Here is a 19,997-nt window from a genome sequence, read left to right as displayed (position 1 = left end):
TCAGCGCACCGCCGTGACCTCGACGGTGTCGGGCCCGCGGCGGCAGACCAGATAGTTCCCGACGCTCTGGCACTCGACCCCGGCCGACCGGTCGATCATGCCGACCACGTAGTGCCGCCCGGTGCGCAGGTCCCAGCGGATGATCGCCGTCCGGTTCGCCGGCGAGGTGGCCGCGCGCAGCAGCAGGATCGAGTCGGCCGGCTCGTTCGTCCAGACCATGTAGCCGGTCGGGGAGTCGCCGACCCGCCGGCCGGTGGTGGTGTCGATCAGGATGGGGGTGTCATTCGTCCCGCCGTTGCTGCCGAGCACGATCCGATTGCCGCCGACCGGCCAGAGAGAGTCGACGGCCGGCATCTCCCAGCGCTTCACGCCGTCGAGATCCCAGGCCGCGAGCACGCCGTTCATGCTGGCGCACAGCAGCGTGCCGCACGGCACGAGATATCCGTCCTCGCTGGCGATGTGCCAGCTCTCCGTCATCGTGTCCAGGCGATAGACGCGGACGTCGAAGCCGTTGGGAGTGGCGTGGTTGACCACGGCCTTGTCCCCGGCGACGAAGATGTCGTTGAAGTAGCCGTTGTCGCGTTTCGCCGGGACCCACGGGATTCGCGCCCGGCCGGTGCGCACGCCGTCGGCGTACCGGTAGGTCGAGGTGGTGCCGTCCTTCGCGACGGTGATCAGCGCGGTGGGCCGTCCGTCGGCCATGGCAAGCGTCTGCGCGTCGATGTCGCGCGTCGCCATCGACCAGAGGGTGTGGCCGTCGCTCAACGCGATCACCCGCATCCGGCGCGGCAGCCCTTCCTCGGCGTAGTCGACCATCATCGCGGTGGTCCGGTCGACGATCATCGGTTCGCCGTCCGCGCGCCACCGTTCCGCCCCGGTGAGCGGGTCGAGCGCCACGGTGTCGCGATGGAACTCGGGCGCGATCGGCTCGGGCGAACCGGGCCCGAGCACCACGATCTGCCGATCGGCCGGGGCCAGCAGCAGGCCCGCCTCGTCGGCGGGATACAGGTAACCGATCGACCCGGTCAGATCGCGGCTCCAGCGCTGGTGGCCGGTGGCGAGCTCGTACGCGGTCACCCGCGTCCCGTCCCGCGTGCGTTCCTGCAGGTAGGCCGCGTCGTGGGTGAGTATCGTGCCGTTCTCGGAGGTGCCCGGCGCGCTCCACAATGGCCGCACGCCCATCGGCGCGGGCCGTTCCGAGGCCACCAGAGCGGCCAGGCACACCGCGGTGAGCAGGACGATCGCGACGACCCGCCGCTCGCGGGGCGACTGACCCGGGCTCTCCGCCGCCGACCAGGTCGCCTCGCCCAGCTCGATGATGGTCATCTCGTCGGCGCGCGGTTCGCGGCCGCCGCGGCCAGCGCGGCGCTGAGCGAACGTCCGTTGGCGCCCACCTCGGACCAGCCGGCCGCCAGCCCGATCGGGGTGCCCGGGACCAGCGAATGCCAGTTCTCCGCGCTGGTGGCCGCGGCGATCCGGCGGGACACCTCGGCGGCCTGCGCGGCACCCGCGCCGGGCAGCACCACCACGAACTCGTCGCCGGCGAAGCGGGCCACGAAATCGCCGCGCCGCATCACCCTGTTCAGCACGCCGGCGATGCGTTGCAGCACCAGGTCGCCGCAGTGCCGGCCGTGCCGCGCGTTCACGTCGGTGAAGCCGATCAGGTCGCAGACGCCGACCGCGGCGCGTTCGCCGCGGGCCAGCATCGCGGTCACGTACCGCTCGAGCTGCCGGCGGTTCGGCAAGCCGGTCAACGGATCGGTGAGCGTCTCGTCGCCGAAGCGGGCCGGGTCGCGCTGCGCCTCCTGAGCGTCCAGCCGGGCGGCGACCCCGTCCAGGTAACCGTCGCGGAGCCGGTCGATGTTCTGCGCGGTCAACCGGAACGCGTACCGGTCGGCGGCGTGCGCGGCGGCGTGGTCGCCCGCGCTCGCGTAGCAGATGCTGCGCAGCCGGGCCGATTCGGCGGCGCCCAGGATCTCCGGCGACACCGGCACCGCGTCCAGCATCGACAACGCCTGCTGCGGGCGGCCCGCCGCGATCGTCAGGCACACGTTGCCGAGGTGGTGCAGGTCGCGGGTGCGGACGCTGTCGCCGCCGCCGGTCAACCAGTGGACGGCGTCGGCCTCGGTCTCCTCACCGAGGGCGTTGCGGCGGGCCAGGGCGTAGCCGTACGCGGCGCGGCTGCCCGGTCGCATCTGGCCGGCGCCGCTCGCCACGTACCGGGTGAGCTCGGCGTCGATGTCGCGCAGCACGCGCAGGCAGCCGTCGGTGTCGCCCTGGTGGTCGAGGGACACCGCGTTGCGCAGCCGGATGCCGGGCGCCGCGAAGATCTCCGGCGCCAGGCCGGCCGCGGCGCCGATCTGCCGGGCCTGCTCGATCGCGGTCAGCGCCTGGCCGTGAAAGCCCAGATAGGAGTACGCCATGGCGAGGTCGTGCCAGCCCCAGGCGGTCTCCACGTCGCTTTCCGGCACCGCGGCCAGCGCCCGGGACGCCTGCACCAGATGCGCGACGCCGCGGTCCACCTTCCGTTGCAGGTAGGCCCCGAGAGCGGCGAACGCGTGCATCTGACCACGCAGATAGGGATCGGGTGCTTCCCGTACGGCGTTCTCCGCCGCCGTCATCGCGGCATTGAGCTCGGCGACCCGGCCCAGGTTGATCAGCGCGCCGAAGCGCTGCACCGACGCGTACCCCCGGGTGTGCGGATCGGTGGAGACGGCCAGAACCTGGTCGAGGATGGGCAGCGCCCTCGCGGATCGGCCGTCCTGCATGAGGCTCCCGGCCTGGCGCAGCTCCTCGATGTTTTCCGCGAGCTGGTCCAACCAACTCACCAGGCGCCTCCAGCCGCGACACGCGCGTCATGCGCCGACCCGGCCGGTCGGCGTCGCACGTGACGTCAGATGATTATGCCGTGGAGCCGCACGACGAACACCCCTGCAGGGCCCGGTTGGGCCAGGTACTCGCGACGGCGAGCGCGACGCTGGCCGATGCCGGTGTCGAGTCGCCCCGGGTGGACGCCGAACTGCTCGCCGCGCACGTGCTCGAAGTGCCCCGGGGCAGGCTCTTTCTGATCGACGAGATCCGGCCGGACGAACTGCGCCGGTTCACCGCGCTGGTCGGCGAACGGGCCCGGCGGATCCCGTTGCAGCATCTCCTGGGCGCCGCGGCGTTCCGCCATCTGGAACTGTCGGTGGGCGACGGCGTCTTCATCCCGCGCCCGGAGACCGAGCTGCTGGCCGGCTGGGGGATCGCGCTGACCGCGGACGGCGACACGGTGGTCGATCTCTGCAGCGGTTCCGGGGCGATCGCGCTCTCGGTCGCCGACGAGGCCCGGCCGGGGCGGGTGATCGCGGTGGAACGGTCGCCGGTCGCCCTGTCCTTCCTGCGTCGCAACGCGGCCGGCTTCGACTCGGTCGACGTGGTCCAGGGCGACGTAACCGATTTATCGCTTTTGTCGGATGTGCGCGGGCGGGTGGACCTGCTGCTCTGCAACCCGCCGTACGTGCCGGACGGCACCACGGTCCCGCCCGAGGTGGCCGATCACGACCCCGCCGAGGCGGTCTTCGGCGGCGCGGACGGCCTGAGCGTGATCCGGCCGGTCATCGCGCTGGCGGCGGCGCTGGTGCGGCCCGGCGGCCACGTCGGCATCGAGCACGACGACGTGCACGGCGCGGCCGTCCCCGCCCTGCTGCGCGAGCACGGCGCGTTCACCGAGGTGACCGCCCATCGGGACCTGGCCGGCCGCCCGCGCTTCACGACGGCACGGCGCAGGTGATCGGTGCCGGACACCGCATGGCAGACTGCACGGTGTGATGCTCTACGACTGTCGCACCGCCGCGGATCGTGACCGTGGCGTCGCCGCCGCCGTCGAGGCGGCGAAAAGCGGCGAACTGGTCGTCATGCCCACCGACACGGTCTACGGCATCGGGGCGGACGCCTTCACCCCGCACGCGATAACGGCCCTGCACCATGCACGCAGCGTCACCGATCGGGTGCCGCCGCCGGTGCTGGTCGGCTCCCGGCACACGCTGGACGGACTGGTCTACTCGCTGCCCAGCGCGGCCCGCGAGCTGGCCGACGCGTTCTGGCCGGGCGCGCTCACCCTCTACGTGGAGCACTCGCCCAGCCTGCAGTGGGACCTCGGCGACACCGGCGGCCAGGTGGCCGTGCGGATGCCGCTGCACCCGGTCGCGCTCGAGGTGCTGCGCGAGGTCGGGCCGATGGCGGTCACCACCGCCAACAAGGTGGGCCGTCCCGCGCCGACCACCGCCGAGGAGGCCCGCGACCAGCTCGAGTACGCGGTTCGCATCTACCTCGAGGCCGGTCCTGCTGCCGACCCGGCGCCCAGCACGATCGTCGACGTCACCGGGGCGGTGCCGCGGGTGCTGCGGGCCGGCGCGATCCCGCTGGAGAAGCTGCGCGACGTCGTACCGGACCTGCTCGCACCGGAGTCCTGAGGTGCCGGCGCCGTTCACCGTGCTGCACGTCTGCATGGGCAACATCTGCCGGTCCCCGATGGCCGAGCGGCTGCTCGCGCGGGCGGTGCGGGACCGGATCGGCGCCAGCGGCGACCATCTCGTGCGCAGCGTCAGCGCCGGCACCGGCGGGTGGCACGAGGGCGAGGAGATGAATCCGCCGGCCGCCCGTCAAGTGCGGGCCCGGGGCGGTTCGGACGAGGGGTTCGAGGCTCGCAAGCTGCGCGGGGACTACATCGACGAGGCCGACCTGATCTTCACGGCCACCGCCGACCAGTACGACTACGTGGTGGCCTTGCGGCCGGACGCAGCCGAACGAACGTTCGTTTTAGGAGAGTTCGGCCGGCTGCTCGGCTCGGTCGACCCGGAGGGCCTCCCGGAGGCCGATGCGAAGCCCGACGCGGTCTACGACCGCGGCGTGGCCATCGTCGAGGCCGCGGGCCGGCTCCGGAACGGGGAGCCGGCCCAGCCCGGCGACGACCTGGACGACCCGTGGGGCCGCGGCGACCAGACATTCCAGCGAATCGGTGATGAGATCGAGGACACGCTCGTCCCGTTCGCCACTCTGCTGCTGCCGTGACAAGCTCCAGCCGTGACTAGCACGCGCCTCGGGGAGATCGTCACGCCGGACGCCGCCGGCCTGCGCCGCGCGGCGGAGCTGCTGCGTGCCGAGTCGGTGGTCGCGTTCCCCACCGAGACGGTGTACGGGCTCGGCGCCAACGCGCTGTCCCGCCGGGCGATCGACGAGGTCTACCGGCTGAAGAACCGGCCCACGTGGAACCCGCTGATCGTGCACGTGCCGCACGTCGAGTCGGCCCGCTCGCTGACCCGGTCCTGGCCGTCGCTCGCGAACGAGCTGGCCGCGAACTTCTGGCCCGGCCCGCTGACCCTGGTGCTGCCCCGCAACCGGCGGCTGACCTCGGCGGGCACGGCGGGCGACACGATCGCGATCCGGGTGCCCGCGCACGAGGTGGCGTTGCGCCTGCTGGAGGCCGCGCAGCTCCCGCTGGCCGCGCCCAGCGCGAACCGGTCCGAGCACATCTCGCCGACCACCGCCCAGCACGTGGCCCGCGGCCTGCCGGACGTGCCGCTGGTGCTGGACGGCGGACCCGCCGCGCGCGGCATCGAGTCCACCGTGCTCGACCTGACCACCGGCGTGCCTACGCTGCTGCGCCCGGGCGCGCTGCCGCTGCGGGAGCTGCGCGAGGTGATCGGCGAGATCGCGCTGCCGCACGAGGGCACCGCACGCAACTCGCCGGGCATGAGCCGCCGGCACTACGCCCCGCGGGCCAAGCTGATCCTGGTCCCGGACGTGCGCGCGGCCGAGCGGGACGGCCTGGCGGCACCGGTCGCGGTGCTGACCTACGAGGGGGCCGGGGTGCCGGGCGCCGAGGTGCTCTCCGGCGACCCGCAGGAGTACGCCGCCGACCTGTACGCCGCGCTGCACCGGATGGACGACGAGGGCGCCGCGACGATCCTGGTCCAGGAGCCACCCAAGCACGAGGACTGGCTGGCGATCCGCGACCGTTTAGTCCGTGCAGCCGCCTAGGTAATTCAGCGAGGAGCGCGATGCCGCGTTGATGAGTTCAGGCTGCGATCGCCGCCGGCGAAGCCGTCGTCGGGCGCAACCTGAACTCATCAACTTTCAGCGGCGCTCGCGCGATCGAGCGCGGCTAGCTCAGCGATGTTGCGGGCCATGCCGTTGAAGACCAGGCCGTGGAAGGGCAGCACGGACGCCCAGTACGCGTGCCCGGCCAGCCCGCGTGGCAGGAACACCGCCCGCTGGCGGTAGACGCTGCGGCCGGTGCCGTCCGCCGACGCGGTCATCTCCAGCCAGGCCCGGCCCGGTACCCGCATCTCGGCGCGCAGTCGCAGCAGCGAGCCGGGCACGATCTCCTCGACCCGCCACCAGTCCAGCGCCTCGCCCACCCGCAGCCGGTGCCGGTCGCGCCGGCCGCGGCGCAGGCCCACGCCGCCGACCAGCCGGTCCAGCCAGCCGCGCACCGACCAGGCCAGCGGGAACGAGTACCAGCCGTTGTCGCCGCCGACGCCCTCGATCACCCGCCACAGCGCGTCGACCGGGGCGTCGACCGCCCGGCGGCGCTCGTCGACGTAGACGCTGCCGCCGGACCATTCCGGGTCGGTGGGCAGCGGTTCCGCCGCGGTGTCCAGGCCGGCGGCGGTGGACCAGCGGGTCTCCACGTTCGCGTCACGGATCTTGCCGAGTGCCAGCCGGACCGCCTCGTCGAACCCGAGCGGGGCGATTTCGGGGACAAATGACGAAATGTCTGATTCGTGGGTCACGGCCTCGTGCACCACGCTCTCCACCAGCGGACGGGCGATCGCATTGGGCACGGGGGTGACCAGGCCCACCCAATAGGCCGAGAGCCGCGGACTGAGCGGGCGCAGCGGCACGATGATCCGGCGGCGCAACCCGGCGACCGCCGCGTACCGGCGCATCATCTGCATGTACGTCAGCACGTCCGGCCCGCCGATGTCGAAGCCGCGATGCACGTCGTCCGGCAGCGTCGCCGCCTCGATCAGGTACCGGAGCACGTCGCGTACGGCAATGGGCTGGATCCGGTTGCGCACCCAGCGCGGGGTGACCATGACCGGAAGGCGTTCGGTGAGATAGCGCAGCATCTCGAAGGACGCCGAGCCGGACCCGATGATCACCGGGGCGCGCAGCACCGCCGTGGGCACGTCGCCGGCCAGCAGGATCCGGGCGACCTCGGTGCGCGAGCGCAGGTGGGGTGAGGGCCGTTCGCCGGGCGGCGGTTCCGGGCCGCCGAGATAGACGATCCGCCGCACCCCGGCCTTGCTCGCCGCCTCGACGAAGTTGGCGGCCGCGCGCCGGTCCAGCTCCTCGAAGTCGCGCCGGCCCAGCGAATGGACCAGGAAGTACGCCACGTCGACCCGCTCGAAAGCCCCGTGCAGCGAGGCGAGATCGGTGAGATCGCCCTCGACCACCTCGGCCCCGGCCGCCCAGGGCACGTCGCGCATCCGGCCGGCGCTGCGGGTCAGGCAGCGAACCTCGTGCCCGGCCTCGATCAGGCGCGGTGCCAGCCGGCCCCCGATGTAGCCCGTGGCTCCCGTCACCAAGCACCGCATAACTCCAGTTTGTGCCCGCCGTCAGGTGTTCTGAACCCATATGCTCGGATCGGCAGCGTTGCCTACTGGGGGGAGGGCTCGTGGGCACCTTCTGGGGGCCGGACTTCGCGTCGCTCGAGAGCGACGATCCGGAGATCGCCCATGTCGTCCTCGCCGAGCTCGACCGGCAGTGCGCCGGGCTGCAGCTGATCGCCAGCGAGAATTTCACCTCGCCCGCGGTGCTGGCCGCGCTGGGCTCCACGCTGACCAACAAGTATGCCGAGGGCTACCCCGGCCGGCGTTACTACGGCGGCTGCGCCGAGGTGGACAAGGCCGAGCAGCTGGCGGTCTCGCGGGCGGCGGACCTGTTCGGCGCGCAGCACGCCAACGTCCAGCCGCACTCCGGCGCGTCGGCCAACCTCGCCGCGTACGCCGCGCTGGCCGAACCCGGCGACACGGTGCTGGCCATGGAGCTTCCGCACGGCGGGCACCTGACCCACGGCAGCAAGGTCAACTTCTCCGGGAAGTGGTTCCACCCGATCGGCTACCGGGTCAGTCCGGCGACCGAGGAGATCGACTACGACGAGGTCCGCGATCTGGCGCTCGCTCATCGGCCGAAGCTGATCGTGTGCGGGGCGACGGCGTACCCCCGGGTCATTGATTTCGGTCGTTTCCGGCAGATCGCCGACGAGGTGGGCGCCTATCTGATGGTCGACGCCGCGCACTTCATCGGGCTGGTCGCCGGCCGCGCCATCCCGTCGCCGGTGCCGCACGCCGACATCGTCACCTGCACCACCCACAAGGTGCTGCGCGGACCCCGCGGCGGCATGATCCTCTGCCGCGCGGAGCTCGCCCAGCGCGTCGACAAGGCCGTCTTCCCGTTCAGCCAGGGCGGCCCGATGATGCACGTGATCGCGGCCAAGGCGGTGGCCCTGCGCGAGGCCTCACTTCCGGGTTTCCACACGTACGCCCGCCAGGTCGTGAAGAATGCGCAGGCGCTCGCCTCCGGCCTGGCCGCGGAGGGGATGCGCCCGGTCGCCGGCGGCACCGACACCCACCTCGTGCTCGCCGACCTGCGCACACTCGGAGTGACCGGCACGCAGGCCGAGGACCGCTGCGACCAGGCCCGGATCACGCTCAACAAGAACGCCATCCCGTACGACCCGGAGCGCCCGTCGGTGGCCTCCGGCATCCGGGTAGGATCACCGAGCGTGACTACGCAAGGCATGCGCGAGGGTGAGATGCGGCAGATCGCCGGAATGATCGGTGTCGCGGTGCGCTGCGACCCGCAGACCACTGTCGGCGCGGCCCGCCTCGCGCAGGTCGCCGACGAGGCCGCCGACTTGGCGCGCCGCTATCCGGCGTACGGTCATGCGGAGGTGATGGCGTGACTGACAAGAGTGCGGCGGTGCCCGAGGCGTACGCGCGGGACGACGACGACCGGCCGTTGCCGGATCTGCCGCCCCTGCCCGCCGATCCCCGCTGGCGCGTGGCCCATCTGCCGTTCCTGAGTTCGGTCGCGTTCGCCCTGATGCTCTGCGCCGCGTCGGTGGGTTACTTCGTCGGCGGTGCCGCCGCGGCCTTGGGTGCCGGGGCCGGCGTGCTGATCGTGACCATCAGCTACACCATGTCCACGTTGGTGATCGCCTGGGCGGACACGGTCCGGCCGGCCCTGCTCATGCCGCTGGCGCTGATGACCTACGTGCTCAAGTACACAATCTTGGGCCTTGTGCTCGTGTACGGCCTCGCGTCGGAGTGGAGCGGGAAGGCCGAGCTCGGCTGGGGGATAGTCGCGGGCGTCGTTGTCTGGACCGCGGTGCAGGCCTGGTGGTTCACCCGTCTCGGTCGCAAAAAATGATCTCGTACGGCGTGTTTTGCCTCGTCAGCGGCTCTTTCGTGGAGGGTTGACCACCTTTCGGTGACGTGAACGGTCGTGGCGTGTTGGGTTATGGCGAAGGGGGAGTACCGTGTCCGTTCAGTTGCGGGACTCCTGACGCCTGGACAACATCAGTTGTGCGGGGGGCCCCGCCTAGCCGTGTCTGCCCTGCTGATATCGTTCGGGCCAACATGACCGGTCATGAACCCTCACAGAATCCCCGCGGTGACGACGACGGTCCTCCCCCTGCCGACACCGGCATGGGCATGACAGCGCTCGCTTATCTCATTTCGGGCATGGTGGTGTGGGGCGGGATCGGTCTACTGGTCGACCACTTTGTGGGGACCAGGGGCATCTTCGCCGGGATCGGCTCGATCATTGGGATCGGCGCGGGTGTCTACCTCATCGTGCGCCATCTCGGCGCCTGACAGGAAAGGGCTACGGTGAGCGGTCAGTCGATCGTCCTCGCAGCGGACGTTCCATTCCCGCCGAGTGTCGAGGACTTCTTCCCGCCCAGCATCCTGCCGTGGGGTGAACAGAACAACTACTGGTTTACCAAGATCTCGCTGCTGGTCTTCCTCTCGATGGCAGCGATCATCATTTTCTTCCTGGTCACGTACCGGAAGCCGAAGCTGGTTCCGACCAAGAAGCAGTGGCTCGCCGAGAGCGTCTACGGCTTCGTGCGCAACAGCGTCTCGATCGACATGCTCGGGACGAAGGCGGGCATCCGGTTCGCGCCGTACTTCACGACATTGTTCTGTTTCGTCTTCCTGAACAATCTGTGGAGCATCATTCCGCTGGCGCAGATCTCGCCGAACTCGCACATCGCGTTCCCGGCGTTCCTGGCGATCATCAGCTACGTGATGTTCATCGCGGTCGGCATCCGCAAGCACGGCTTCTTCAAGTACTTCAAGATGGCTCTCGTCCCGCCGGCGCCGTGGTTCATCCTGCCGCTGCTCATCCCGATCGAGTTCTTCTCGAACTTCCTGGTGCGGCCGTTCTCGCTCGCCGTCCGTCTCTTCGCCAACATGTTCGCCGGCCACATGCTGCTGCTGGTGTTCACGCTCGGCGGCTTCGCGCTGATCAACGCCAACGTCGCGTTCGCGCCGTTCGCCGTCGTCTCGTGGCTGATGACGATCGCACTGACCTTCCTGGAGTTCCTGGTCATCGTCCTCCAGGCCTACGTCTTCACGGTGCTGACCGCGAGCTACGTCCAGGGCTCGCTCGCGGAAGGGCACTGAGGTTCACCTGCAATACCCCGTTTGTCGTCCCGCGTGACAGTCACGCGAGATACCAGGAGGATTCCTAATGATTACTGCTGATGTCGTCGGCAGCACCGCCGCTATCGGCTACGGTCTCGCTGCTATCGGCCCCGGCATTGGCGTGGGCCTGGTCTTCTCGGCCTACATCCAGTCGACGGCGCGCCAGCCCGAGTCGTCGCGTCTGACCCTTCCGTACGTCTGGATCGGCTTCGCGATCATCGAGGCGCTCGCGCTGCTCGGCATCGCCTTCGGCTTCATCTGGGCGGGCAACGTTTAATCTCCCTCCGCCTCGAAGGAGGTAAGTGTGATCACCGAATTCATGGTGGTGGCCGCCGAAGAGGGCGACCACAACCCGATCCTGCCGATCTGGCAGGAGATCCTTTTCGGCGTCATCGCCTTCGCGGTCCTCTGCTTCGTGCTGATGAAGTTCGTCTTCCCGATGATGGAGAAGACGTTCGCGGCGCGGGTGGACGCGATCGAAGGTGGCATCAAACGCGCCGAGACGGCTCAGGCCGAGGCGAACCAGCTGCTCGAGCAGTATCGTGCGCAGCTCGCCGAGGCCCGCACCGAGGCCGCGCGCATCCGCGACGAGGCCCGGGCCGACGCCGAGGGCATCCGTCAGGATGTGCTGGCCAAGGCACGCGAGGAGTCCGACCGCATCATCGCGGCCGGCCAGGAGCAGCTCGCCGCACAGCGCGAGAGCATCGTGCGTGACCTGCGCTCCGAGGTCGGCAACCTGGCGGTGGACCTGGCCGGCCGGATCGTCGGCGAAGCCCTCGAGGACGAGGCACGTCGTCGCGGCACGGTCGAGCGGTTCATCGACGAGCTCGGCGCGGCCGGCTCGGCGGGCGGGCGGCGCTGATGGCGTCGAGCGTCAGCCAGCAGGCCTACGCCGAGGCCCTGGAGCGGTTCACCGCGGACACCACGTCGGCCTCGGCCGCGCAGCTGTCCTCGGTGGCCGACGAGATCCTCTCGGTGGCCGCCCTCCTGCGGGACCAGCCCCGGCTGCGCCGGGCGCTGACCGATCCCTCGCGGGCCGGCGCGCAGCGGGCGGACCTGCTCCGCTCGCTGATCACGGGCAAGCTCTCCGAGGTCACGGTCGACACGCTGACCACCCTGGTGGCCGGCCGGTTCTCCGCGCCGACCGAGCTTCTCGACGTCACCGAGCGGCTGGGCGCCGAGGCGTTGCTGGCCTCGGCCCAGAAGGCCGGGAACCTGGCCGACGTCGAGGACGAGCTGTTCCGCTTCGGTCAGATCGTCTCGGGCAACCCCGAGCTGGCGGTTACGCTGAGTGATCCCGGGGCGCCGACTTCGCGCCGGGTTAAGCTTGTCGAGGACTTGCTGAAGGGCAAGGCCCAGCCGGCGACGCTCCGTCTCGCCGAGGTGGCGCTCGAGGGTTTCGGGGGCCGCAGTTTCGAGGGCTCGCTGACCCGCCTGGTGGAGCTCACCGCCGCGAAGCGCGACCGGGAGGTCGCCTACGTGACGGTGGCGAAGCCGCTCGCCGAGGCGGACGAGCAGGCGCTGGCTGCCAAGTTGTCCGACATCTACGGCCGGGAAGTGTCGCTGAAGGTGGACGTCGACCCCTCCGTCATCGGCGGCGTCAGCGTGCAGATCGGCCCTGACCTCTACGACGGCACCATCCTGCGCCGGCTCAACCAGGCGAAGCAGGCGTTCGCGAAGTAATTTTCCCTCGACCGGCGGCAACGCCGGGTCGAGTAGGCCCCTCGGCGGCGGTGACGTCCCGAGCTAGACAAAGAAGGCAGAGGATGGCCGAGCTGACCATCTCCTCGGACGAGATCCGGGGGGCGCTAGAGCGCTACGTCTCGTCCTATTCGCCCGAGGTCTCCCGTGAGGAGGTCGGCATCGTCTCCGATGCGGGCGACGGCATCGCACACGTCGAGGGTCTGCCCTCGACCATGGCGAACGAACTGCTCGAGTTCGAGGACGGCACGCTGGGTGTGGCCCTGAATCTCGACGTCCGCGAGATCGGCGTCGTGGTCCTGGGCGAGTTCGCCGGCATCGAGGAAGGCCAGCAGGTCAAGCGGACCGGCCGTGTCCTCTCCGTGCCGGTCGGCGACGCCTTCCTCGGTCGCGTGGTGGACCCGCTGGGTAACCCCATCGACGACCGTGGCGAGATCGCCAACGAGGGCTTCCGTGAGCTCGAGCTCCAGGCCCCGAACGTGATGGCCCGGCAGCCGGTGAAGCAGCCGCTGCAGACCGGCATCAAGGCGATCGACGCGATGACGCCGATCGGCCGCGGTCAGCGCCAGCTGATCATCGGGGACCGCAAGACCGGCAAGACCACGGTCGCCATCGACACGATCATCAACCAGCGCGCGAACTGGGAGTCCGGCGACCCGGACAAGCAGGTCCGCTGCATCTACGTGGCGATCGGCCAGAAGGCCACCACCATCGCCAGCATCCGGGGCACCCTCGAGGAGCAGGGCGCGCTCGACTACACGACGATCGTGGCGGCGCCCGCGTCCGACCCGGCCGGCTTCAAGTACATCGCGCCGTACACCGGCTCGGCCATCGGCCAGCACTGGATGTACGCCGGCAAGCACGTCCTGATCGTCTTCGACGACCTGACCAAGCAGGCCGAGGCGTACCGCGCCGTGTCGCTGCTGCTGCGCCGCCCGCCGGGCCGCGAGGCGTACCCGGGCGACGTCTTCTACCTGCACTCCCGGCTGCTCGAGCGGTGCGCGAAGCTCTCCGACGAGCTCGGTGGCGGCTCGATGACCGGTCTGCCGATCATCGAGACCAAGGCCAACGACATCTCGGCCTACATCCCGACCAACGTCATCTCGATCACCGACGGCCAGATCTTCCTGGAGAGCGACCTGTTCGCCTCGGGTGTCCGCCCGGCGATCAACGTCGGCACCTCGGTGTCGCGGGTGGGTGGTTCGGCGCAGGTCAAGGCCATGCGCTCGGTCTCCGGCCGCCTCCGGCTCGACCTGGCCCAGTTCCGTGAGCTGGAGGCGTTCTCCGCCTTCGCCTCCGATCTGGACAAGGCGTCGCGGGCCCAGCTGGACAAGGGCGTACGCCTGGTCGAGCTGCTCAAGCAGCCGCAGTACTCGCCGTACTCGGTGGTCGACGAGGTCATCGTGATCTGGGCCGGCACCACCGGCCAGCTCGACGACATCCCGGTCGGCGACGTGCGCCGCTTCGAGCAGGACTTCCTGCAGTGGATCAAGCGGCACCGCAGCGACACCTACACCGCGATCGAGTCGTCCGGCCTGCTGTCCGACGACAACATCGAGGCGTTGCAGTCCGGCGTGAACGAGTTCAAGGACCTGTTCAAGCGTGGCGAGACCGGCACTCGGGTCAACGAGAACCCGGCCGACGCGCTCGAAGAGGGCCGCGAGACCCGCGAGACGGTGACCCGCGAGGTCCGTCGTCCGGCCGCAGAAGAGAACTAGTCATGGCCGGTCAGGTACAGGCACTCCGGCGGCGCATCCGCACCGTCCGGTCGACCAAGAAGATCGCCAAGGCGCAGGAGCTGGTCGCCACCAGCCGCATCGCCAAGGCGCAGGAGCGGGTCGCCGCCTCCAAGCCGTACGCGGAGGCGATCACCCAGGTCCTGACCGCGCTGGCGTCGAACGCGACGATCGACAACCCGCTGCTGGTCCCGCGTGAGCGGGTCCGGCGGGCCGGCGTCCTGCTGATCACCAGTGACCGCGGCCTGGCCGGCGCCTACAACGCCAACGCCATCCGCACCGCCGAGCAGCTCATCACCCGTCTCCGCGGGGACGGCAAGGAGCCGCTGCTCTACGTGGTCGGTCGCAAGGGTGTCGGCTACTACCGGTTCCGCGGCCGGCCGATCCAGGCCAGCTGGACGGGCTTCTCCGAGCGGCCGTCGTTCGACGACGCCAAGCAGATCGGCGACGCCCTGCTGGAGGCCTTCATCGCGGGCGCGGACGACACCGACGCGCACTACGGTCCGGACGGCATCCTCGGCGTCGACGAGCTGCACATCGTCAGCACCCAGTTCCGGTCGCTCCTGACGCAGAGCGCGGAGGCGCACTTCCTGGCCCCGATGGAGGTCGAGGAGCGCGAGGCCGAGCCCGGCCTGCGCCCGGCGTACGAGTTCGAGCCGGACGCCGACGAGCTGCTGGACGCGCTGCTGCCGAAGTACCTCAACACGCGGATCTACGCGGCGTTGCTGGACTCGGCGGCGAGTGAGTCGGCGTCGCGGCGGCGGGCGATGAAGGCCGCGTCGGACAACGCGGACGACCTGCTCAGGCGGTACACGCGCGAGATGAACTCCGCGCGGCAGGCTGCGATCACCCAGGAAATCAGTGAGATCGTCGGCGGCGCCAACGCGCTGGCCGCGGCGGGAAGTGAAGTGTGATGACTGCTGTTGCAGAGCCCACCAAGGCGGGGACCAACGTCGGTCGTGTCGTCCGGGTCATCGGCCCGGTCGTCGACGCCGAATTCTCGCGCGACTCGATGCCCGACATCTACAACGCGCTGCACGTGGATGTGACCCTTTCGGAGGGCACCCGGACGCTGACGCTGGAGGTCGCCCAGCACCTGGGCGACAACATCGTCCGCGCCATCTCGATGCAGCCGACCGACGGCATGATCCGGGGCGCCGAGGTCACCGACACCGGCGCGCCGATCTCGGTGCCCGTCGGCGACGTGACCAAGGGCCACGTGTTCAACGCCCTCGGCGAGGTGCTGAACGCCGACCCGTCCTCGCTGGACATCCAGGAGCGCTGGGGTATCCACCGCAACCCGCCGGCGTTCGCCGACCTCGAGCCGAAGACCGAGATGCTGGAGACCGGCATCAAGGTGCTCGACCTGCTCGCCCCGTACGTGCGTGGTGGGAAGATCGGCCTGTTCGGCGGTGCGGGCGTGGGCAAGACGGTGCTCATCCAGGAGATGATCATCCGAGTGGCCCGGAACTTCGGTGGTACGTCGGTGTTCGCCGGCGTGGGTGAGCGCACCCGTGAGGGCAACGACCTCATCCTGGAGATGGAGGAGGGTGGCGTTCTGGACAAGACCGCCCTCGTCTTCGGCCAGATGGACGAGCCGCCGGGCACGCGTCTGCGGGTCGCCCTGACCGCGCTGACCATGGCGGAGTACTTCCGGGACGTCCAGAACCAGGAGGTGCTGCTCTTCATCGACAACATCTTCCGGTTCACTCAGGCCGGTTCCGAGGTGTCCACCCTGCTCGGCCGCGTGCCGTCGGCCGTGGGTTACCAGCCCACGCTGGCCGACGAGATGGGCCAGCTGCAGGAGCGGATCACGTCGGTCCGGGGCAAGGCGATCACCTCGATGCAGGCGATCTACGTGCCCGCCGACGACTACACCGACCCGGCGCCGGCTACCACGTTCGCCCACCTGGACGCGACCACCAACCTGGAGCGGTCGATCTCCGACAAGGGCATCTACCCGGCCGTGGACCCGCTGGCCTCCAGCTCGCGGATCCTCTCGCCGGAGTACGTCGGTGCCGAGCACTACGCGGTCGCCCGTGAGGTGCAGCGGATCCTGCAGAAGTACCGCGACCTGCAGGACATCATCGCCATCCTGGGTATGGACGAGCTCTCCGAGGAAGACAAAGTCACGGTGCAGCGGGCTCGCCGCATCGAGCGCTTCCTGTCCCAGAACACGTACGCCGCGGAGCAGTTCACCGGCGTGCCCGGCTCGACGGTCCCGCTGAAGGAGACCATCGAGGCGTTCAAGAAGATCAGCGAGGGTGAGTACGACAACTTCCCCGAGCAGGCCTTCTTCATGTGCGGCGGCCTCGAGGACCTCGAGCGCAACGCCCACGAGCTGATGAAGGGCTGAGCTGACATAGCTCCAACGGGGGCCGCGTCGACCACACGGTCGGCGCGGCCTTCGCGTACTCTGGGTGGCCCCCGATCCCCAAAAACCCTTGGAGAACGAGTGGCCAAGTCCTCCGTACGCCGTGCGCCTTTATGGGCGAGGCTCTGCGCGATCTTCGGCTGCGTTCTGATGGTGCTGGGCGGTGGCGCCCTGGTCACCACGCAGGTTCTCGAGGCGCGCTACGCCGGTGCGGTCGACCAGAAAGATCTGTTCGGTGGTAACGCGGCCGCCGCTGGCGCCGACCAGGAGGCGCCGGACATCAAGGGCGCGCAGAACATCCTGCTGGTGGGCATCGACCCGCGCACCGACGAGCAGACGCCCCTGTCCGACTCGATCATCGTGGCGCACATCCCGGCCGAGATGGACCAGGCGTACCTGTTCTCCATCCCGCGCGACCTGGTGGTCGACATCCCGGCGTTCGAGAAGACCGGCTTCCGCGGCGGCCGGGCGAAGATCAACGCCGCGATGGGCTTCGGCAGCTCGATCGGCAACGGGAAGCACGACGTGGTCCAGGGCTTCGACCTGCTGGCCCGTACCGTGCAGAACCTGACCGGCATCAAGGAGTTCGACGCCGGGGCGATCATCAACTTCAACGGCTTCAAGGCGATCGTCGACGCGATGGGCGGCGTCACCATGAAGATCGATCAGAACGTGAAGTCCGAGCACCTGCAGCCCAACGGCAAACCCCGCCCGCGCTTGTCGCGCTGCGCGGACAACACCTGCGAGCATCCGTACTACGGGCCGCAGGCGACGTACAAGAAGGGCACGTTCCACCTGCAGGGGTGGCAGGCCCTGGACTACGTGCGCCAGCGCTACGGCCTGCCGAACAGCGACTACGACCGCCAGCGCCACCAGCAGCAGTTCATCAAGGCGATGGCGAAGCAGGCGCTGAGCAAGGACGTGATCACCAGCCCGGGCAAGCTCGACAAGGTGCTCCGGGCGGCCGGCAAGGCGCTGATCTTCGACGGCAAGGGCAACGGCGTGGTCGAGTGGGCGCTCGCCCTCAAGAACATCCGGGCCGACAACCTGACGTCGATCAAGCTGCCCGGCGGCGGGCTCTTCGAGAACGGGAAGTATCAGGGCGAGCAGCTCGACCCGAGCGCCGAGAAGTTCTTCCGGGCGGTCAAGGCGGACGAGTTGCCCGAGTTTCTGCTGAACAACTCCGAGTACATCAACGACAACGTGTGACGCCCCGCCCGCCGTATGTGTCTGTGACCACCCGCCACCACGGGGGGTGGCCCGGCCGTTTAGACTGCACCCCATCGGTATTACAGGTTTGTAGGGAGACAGCGTGGCCAACCAGCTGCCCGTGAGGGTCGTCGCCGTCGAGCAGAGCGTGTGGTCCGGCGAGGCCGAGATGCTCGTCGCGCGCACCACCGAGGGTGAGATCGGTGTGCTGCCCGGTCACTCGCCGCTTCTCGGCCTGTTGAAAGAGCCGTCCCAGGTGCGCGTCAAACTCGCCGGCGGGGACGAGCTGACCTACGACGTCAGCGGTGGTTTCCTCTCGATCGACGCGGACGGCGTAACCGTTCTTGCCGAGAGCGCCACTCCCGCCACGCCCGAGACTCACTGACGCCGACGATGCGGGTTCTGGAAATCATCGGAATCTGCCTCGTCGCGCTGCTCGCGATTCTCTTCGTCATATTCTTCCGCCGCCGCCTGCTCATGCTGGGCGGCGGCACCATTCGGGTCCAGGTGCGCACCAGCACGCTCTACCCCGGACGCGGCTGGTCCTCCGGGATCGGGCAGTTCCAGGGCGAGGAGTTCCGCGTCTACCGCATGTTCAGCTTCGCGCTGCGGCCCAGGCGGGTCCTCAACCGCGGCGTGCTGCGCATCGAGAGCCGGCGGGAGCCGGAGGGGCCGGAACGCCTGAGCATGCCCGGCCACTGGACGATCCTGCGATGTCAGAGCGGCACGGTCGAGGTCGAGGTCGCGATGGCCGAGTCGACGGTGACCGGTTTCCTGTCCTGGCTCGAGGCGGCGCCGCCCGGGCAGGCCGGTCGCGGGCCACACCCGAGAATAAGGCCGCGCACCATCGAGCAGTGACCGTCTAACGTCGGCTCATGCGCATCAGAATCGTCGACGCCTTCACCGATCGCCCGTTCGCCGGCAATCCCGCCGGGGTCATGCTGCTCGACGAGTTCCCGTCGGCCGAGTGGATGCAGCGGGTCGCGGCCGAGGTGCACCTGTCCGAGACGGCCTTCGCGCACCCCCTGTCCGGCGACGGCGAGGCCGATTACGCGTTGCGCTGGTTCACGCCGGCCGTCGAGGTGGCGTTGTGCGGCCACGCGACGCTGGCGACCGCACACGTACTGGGTCGAGCCGGGACCGTGCGGTTCGCGACCCTCAGCGGGGTGCTGACCGCCACCGGGGACGGCTCCGGGGCGTACACGCTGGACTTTCCGACGGCTCCGCTGACGCCTTCGGAGGCACCGGACGGGCTTGCCGGGGTGCTGGGTGCCGAGATGCTGTCCGTGCACCACACCGGGCCGAACACCGACGATCTCCTGATCGAGCTGAAATCCGAGGAGGCCGTACGCGATTTGGCCCCGGACCTGTCCGCACTGGCTCGCATGGAGCGCCGCGGCGTGATCGTGACCGCCGCGGCCGCCGAGCCGGACGCCGGCTACGACTTCGTGTCCCGTTTCTTCGGCGCCGCCGCGGGCGTCGGGGAGGATCCGGTGACCGGTAGCGCGCACACCGCCTTGACCCCGTTCTGGTCCGCGCGCCTGGGCGGCCGCACCACGATGACCGGCTATCAGGCCTCGCCGCGGGGCGGGTATGTGCGGGTCGAGCTTCGAGGCGACCGCACGAGGCTGACCGGGAGCGCGGTCACCGTCATGGACGGTGACTTCCTGGCCTGATCCGCGTGCGGCCGCCCTTACGTGGCCTTACTTACTTCGCGGCGGAGGGCAGCACGAAGGTCGCGCCGGCGCCGAGCTGCTTCACCGCGGCCTCGGCGGGCTTGGCGGTCAAGTTGACGGTGTCGGCGACGACCCAGCCCGAACCGGCGGCGTAGGTGGCGCCGACCCAGGTCGGGTGCAGGATCGGGATCACCGCGCGCATCATCGTGGCGTACGAGTCGACGTCGGCCTGCCGGTTGAAGGTGATGACCGTGACCAGCGTGCCGTCGAGCGTGCAGGTGCCCTGGTCGCGGTAGTGGTACACCGACTCGTCGTGGGTGGTCTGCTTGGTGAACTGGGTGCAGCCGAGCGCGCCGGCCAGCACCGAGGCGTCCTTGCCCAGGTACGCCGTCGAGTCGTCGGCCAGCCGCGGCACGAGCCATCCGGCGGTGGCGGCCAGCAGTGCCACCAGGACGACGCCGGCGGTGAGCAGGACCCGGCGACGACGGCGGTTACTGGTGGGACGGTCGGTGACCAGGTTGTCGTCGGTGGCGGGGGAATCCTGAAGGGTGTTCACGCTTACTCCCCGTACTTAGGCAATCGGACGATTTCGGATATATAC

22 protein-coding genes are annotated in these 19,997 nt (G+C 69.9%); 18 read left to right on the top strand and 4 right to left on the bottom strand.

The window, feature by feature from the left end; translation table 11 throughout:
* Both HH310_RS33235 and HH310_RS33230 read right to left on the bottom strand, forming a co-directional pair.
* Positions 1-1,326: a hypothetical protein gene (locus HH310_RS33235; protein ID WP_169179674.1), complete on the bottom strand. Its 1,326-nt coding sequence runs from the start codon at positions 1,324-1,326 to the stop codon at positions 1-3.
* On the bottom strand, positions 1,323-2,828 hold the full coding sequence (locus HH310_RS33230) for a diguanylate cyclase (RefSeq protein WP_169179673.1): 1,506 nt from the start codon (positions 2,826-2,828) through the stop codon (positions 1,323-1,325). Before HH310_RS33230 ends, HH310_RS33235 begins: the two co-directional genes overlap by 4 nt.
* A gap of 80 nt (positions 2,829-2,908) precedes the next feature.
* Here HH310_RS33230 and prmC point away from each other — a divergent pair, with 80 nt between their 5' ends.
* Genes prmC through HH310_RS45590 form a run of 4 tightly spaced genes read left to right on the top strand, consistent with a single transcriptional unit; the run spans position 2,909 to position 6,021 of the window.
* Positions 2,909-3,772 carry a peptide chain release factor N(5)-glutamine methyltransferase gene (prmC, locus tag HH310_RS33225; protein ID WP_312034489.1) on the top strand — a complete coding sequence of 288 codons (864 nt, stop codon included), beginning with the start codon at positions 2,909-2,911 and terminating at the stop codon, positions 3,770-3,772.
* Between the two features lie 37 nt (positions 3,773-3,809).
* Positions 3,810-4,454: an L-threonylcarbamoyladenylate synthase gene (locus tag HH310_RS33220; RefSeq protein WP_169179723.1), complete on the top strand. Its 645-nt coding sequence runs from the start codon at positions 3,810-3,812 to the stop codon at positions 4,452-4,454.
* 1 nt (position 4,455) lies between these two features.
* A complete protein-coding gene (locus tag HH310_RS33215; protein ID WP_312034488.1) occupies positions 4,456-5,052 on the top strand; it encodes a phosphotyrosine protein phosphatase in 597 nt (198 codons plus the stop codon).
* Between the two features lie 12 nt (positions 5,053-5,064).
* A complete protein-coding gene (locus tag HH310_RS45590; RefSeq protein WP_169179671.1) occupies positions 5,065-6,021 on the top strand; it encodes an L-threonylcarbamoyladenylate synthase in 957 nt (318 codons plus the stop codon).
* Between the two features lie 89 nt (positions 6,022-6,110).
* Here the strand turns inward: HH310_RS45590 and HH310_RS33205 are convergent, their stop codons facing one another.
* Positions 6,111-7,583 carry an SDR family oxidoreductase gene (locus HH310_RS33205; protein WP_169179670.1) on the bottom strand — a complete coding sequence of 491 codons (1,473 nt, stop codon included), beginning with the start codon at positions 7,581-7,583 and terminating at the stop codon, positions 6,111-6,113.
* Positions 7,584-7,663: 80 nt separating this feature from the next.
* Here HH310_RS33205 and glyA point away from each other — a divergent pair, with 80 nt between their 5' ends.
* From glyA to HH310_RS33135, 14 genes are all read left to right on the top strand, one after another.
* Positions 7,664-8,953, top strand: coding sequence for a serine hydroxymethyltransferase (gene glyA, locus HH310_RS33200; protein WP_169179669.1), 1,290 nt, complete (start codon positions 7,664-7,666; stop codon positions 8,951-8,953).
* Positions 8,950-9,420, top strand: a complete 471-nt coding sequence (locus HH310_RS33195) for a hypothetical protein (RefSeq protein ID WP_312034487.1) — start codon at positions 8,950-8,952, stop codon at positions 9,418-9,420. Before glyA ends, HH310_RS33195 begins: the two co-directional genes overlap by 4 nt.
* 209 nt (positions 9,421-9,629) lie before the next feature.
* Positions 9,630-9,866 (top strand): hypothetical protein, encoded by a 237-nt coding sequence (locus tag HH310_RS33190; protein WP_169179631.1) that lies wholly within the window; start codon positions 9,630-9,632, stop codon positions 9,864-9,866.
* Positions 9,867-9,881: 15 nt separating this feature from the next.
* On the top strand, positions 9,882-10,679 hold the full coding sequence (gene atpB, locus HH310_RS33185) for a F0F1 ATP synthase subunit A (RefSeq protein ID WP_169179668.1): 798 nt from the start codon (positions 9,882-9,884) through the stop codon (positions 10,677-10,679).
* 67 nt (positions 10,680-10,746) lie between these two features.
* On the top strand, positions 10,747-10,977 hold the full coding sequence (locus tag HH310_RS33180; protein ID WP_169179667.1) for an ATP synthase F0 subunit C: 231 nt from the start codon (positions 10,747-10,749) through the stop codon (positions 10,975-10,977).
* A 45-nt stretch (positions 10,978-11,022) separates the two neighbouring features.
* Complete coding sequence (locus HH310_RS33175) at positions 11,023-11,562, top strand: F0F1 ATP synthase subunit B (RefSeq protein ID WP_396027561.1); 540 nt, start codon at positions 11,023-11,025, stop codon at positions 11,560-11,562.
* Entirely contained in the window at positions 11,562-12,383 is an 822-nt protein-coding gene (locus HH310_RS33170; RefSeq protein WP_169179666.1) for a F0F1 ATP synthase subunit delta, read from the top strand. Before HH310_RS33175 ends, HH310_RS33170 begins: the two co-directional genes overlap by 1 nt.
* A gap of 83 nt (positions 12,384-12,466) precedes the next feature.
* Complete coding sequence (gene atpA / locus HH310_RS33165; RefSeq protein ID WP_169179665.1) at positions 12,467-14,119, top strand: F0F1 ATP synthase subunit alpha; 1,653 nt, start codon at positions 12,467-12,469, stop codon at positions 14,117-14,119.
* 2 nt (positions 14,120-14,121) lie between these two features.
* A complete protein-coding gene (locus HH310_RS33160; protein WP_169179664.1) occupies positions 14,122-15,051 on the top strand; it encodes a F0F1 ATP synthase subunit gamma in 930 nt (309 codons plus the stop codon).
* Positions 15,051-16,493 carry a F0F1 ATP synthase subunit beta gene (gene atpD / locus HH310_RS33155; RefSeq protein WP_169179663.1) on the top strand — a complete coding sequence of 481 codons (1,443 nt, stop codon included), beginning with the start codon at positions 15,051-15,053 and terminating at the stop codon, positions 16,491-16,493. The genes HH310_RS33160 and atpD overlap by 1 nt, the downstream gene beginning before the upstream one ends.
* A gap of 168 nt (positions 16,494-16,661) precedes the next feature.
* Positions 16,662-17,720: an LCP family protein gene (locus tag HH310_RS33150; RefSeq protein WP_169179719.1), complete on the top strand. Its 1,059-nt coding sequence runs from the start codon at positions 16,662-16,664 to the stop codon at positions 17,718-17,720.
* 103 nt (positions 17,721-17,823) lie between these two features.
* The gene (locus HH310_RS33145) at positions 17,824-18,105 is read left to right on the top strand and encodes a F0F1 ATP synthase subunit epsilon (protein ID WP_169179662.1); all 282 of its coding nucleotides are present in this window, start codon (positions 17,824-17,826) and stop codon (positions 18,103-18,105) included.
* Between the two features lie 8 nt (positions 18,106-18,113).
* Positions 18,114-18,578, top strand: coding sequence for a DUF2550 domain-containing protein (locus HH310_RS33140; RefSeq protein ID WP_169179661.1), 465 nt, complete (start codon positions 18,114-18,116; stop codon positions 18,576-18,578).
* Positions 18,579-18,595: 17 nt separating this feature from the next.
* Complete coding sequence (locus HH310_RS33135) at positions 18,596-19,396, top strand: PhzF family phenazine biosynthesis protein (protein ID WP_169179660.1); 801 nt, start codon at positions 18,596-18,598, stop codon at positions 19,394-19,396.
* A 31-nt stretch (positions 19,397-19,427) separates the two neighbouring features.
* Here HH310_RS33135 and HH310_RS33130 read toward each other — a convergent pair whose 3' ends face one another.
* Positions 19,428-19,952, bottom strand: a complete 525-nt coding sequence (locus HH310_RS33130) for a hypothetical protein (protein ID WP_169179659.1) — start codon at positions 19,950-19,952, stop codon at positions 19,428-19,430.
* Between the last annotated feature and the right edge of the window lie 45 nt (positions 19,953-19,997).

This window comes from Actinoplanes sp. TBRC 11911 (assembly GCF_012933445.1).
Classification (GTDB): Bacteria; Actinomycetota; Actinomycetes; order Mycobacteriales; family Micromonosporaceae; genus Actinoplanes.
This window is presented reverse-complemented; position numbering and strand designations above follow the sequence as displayed.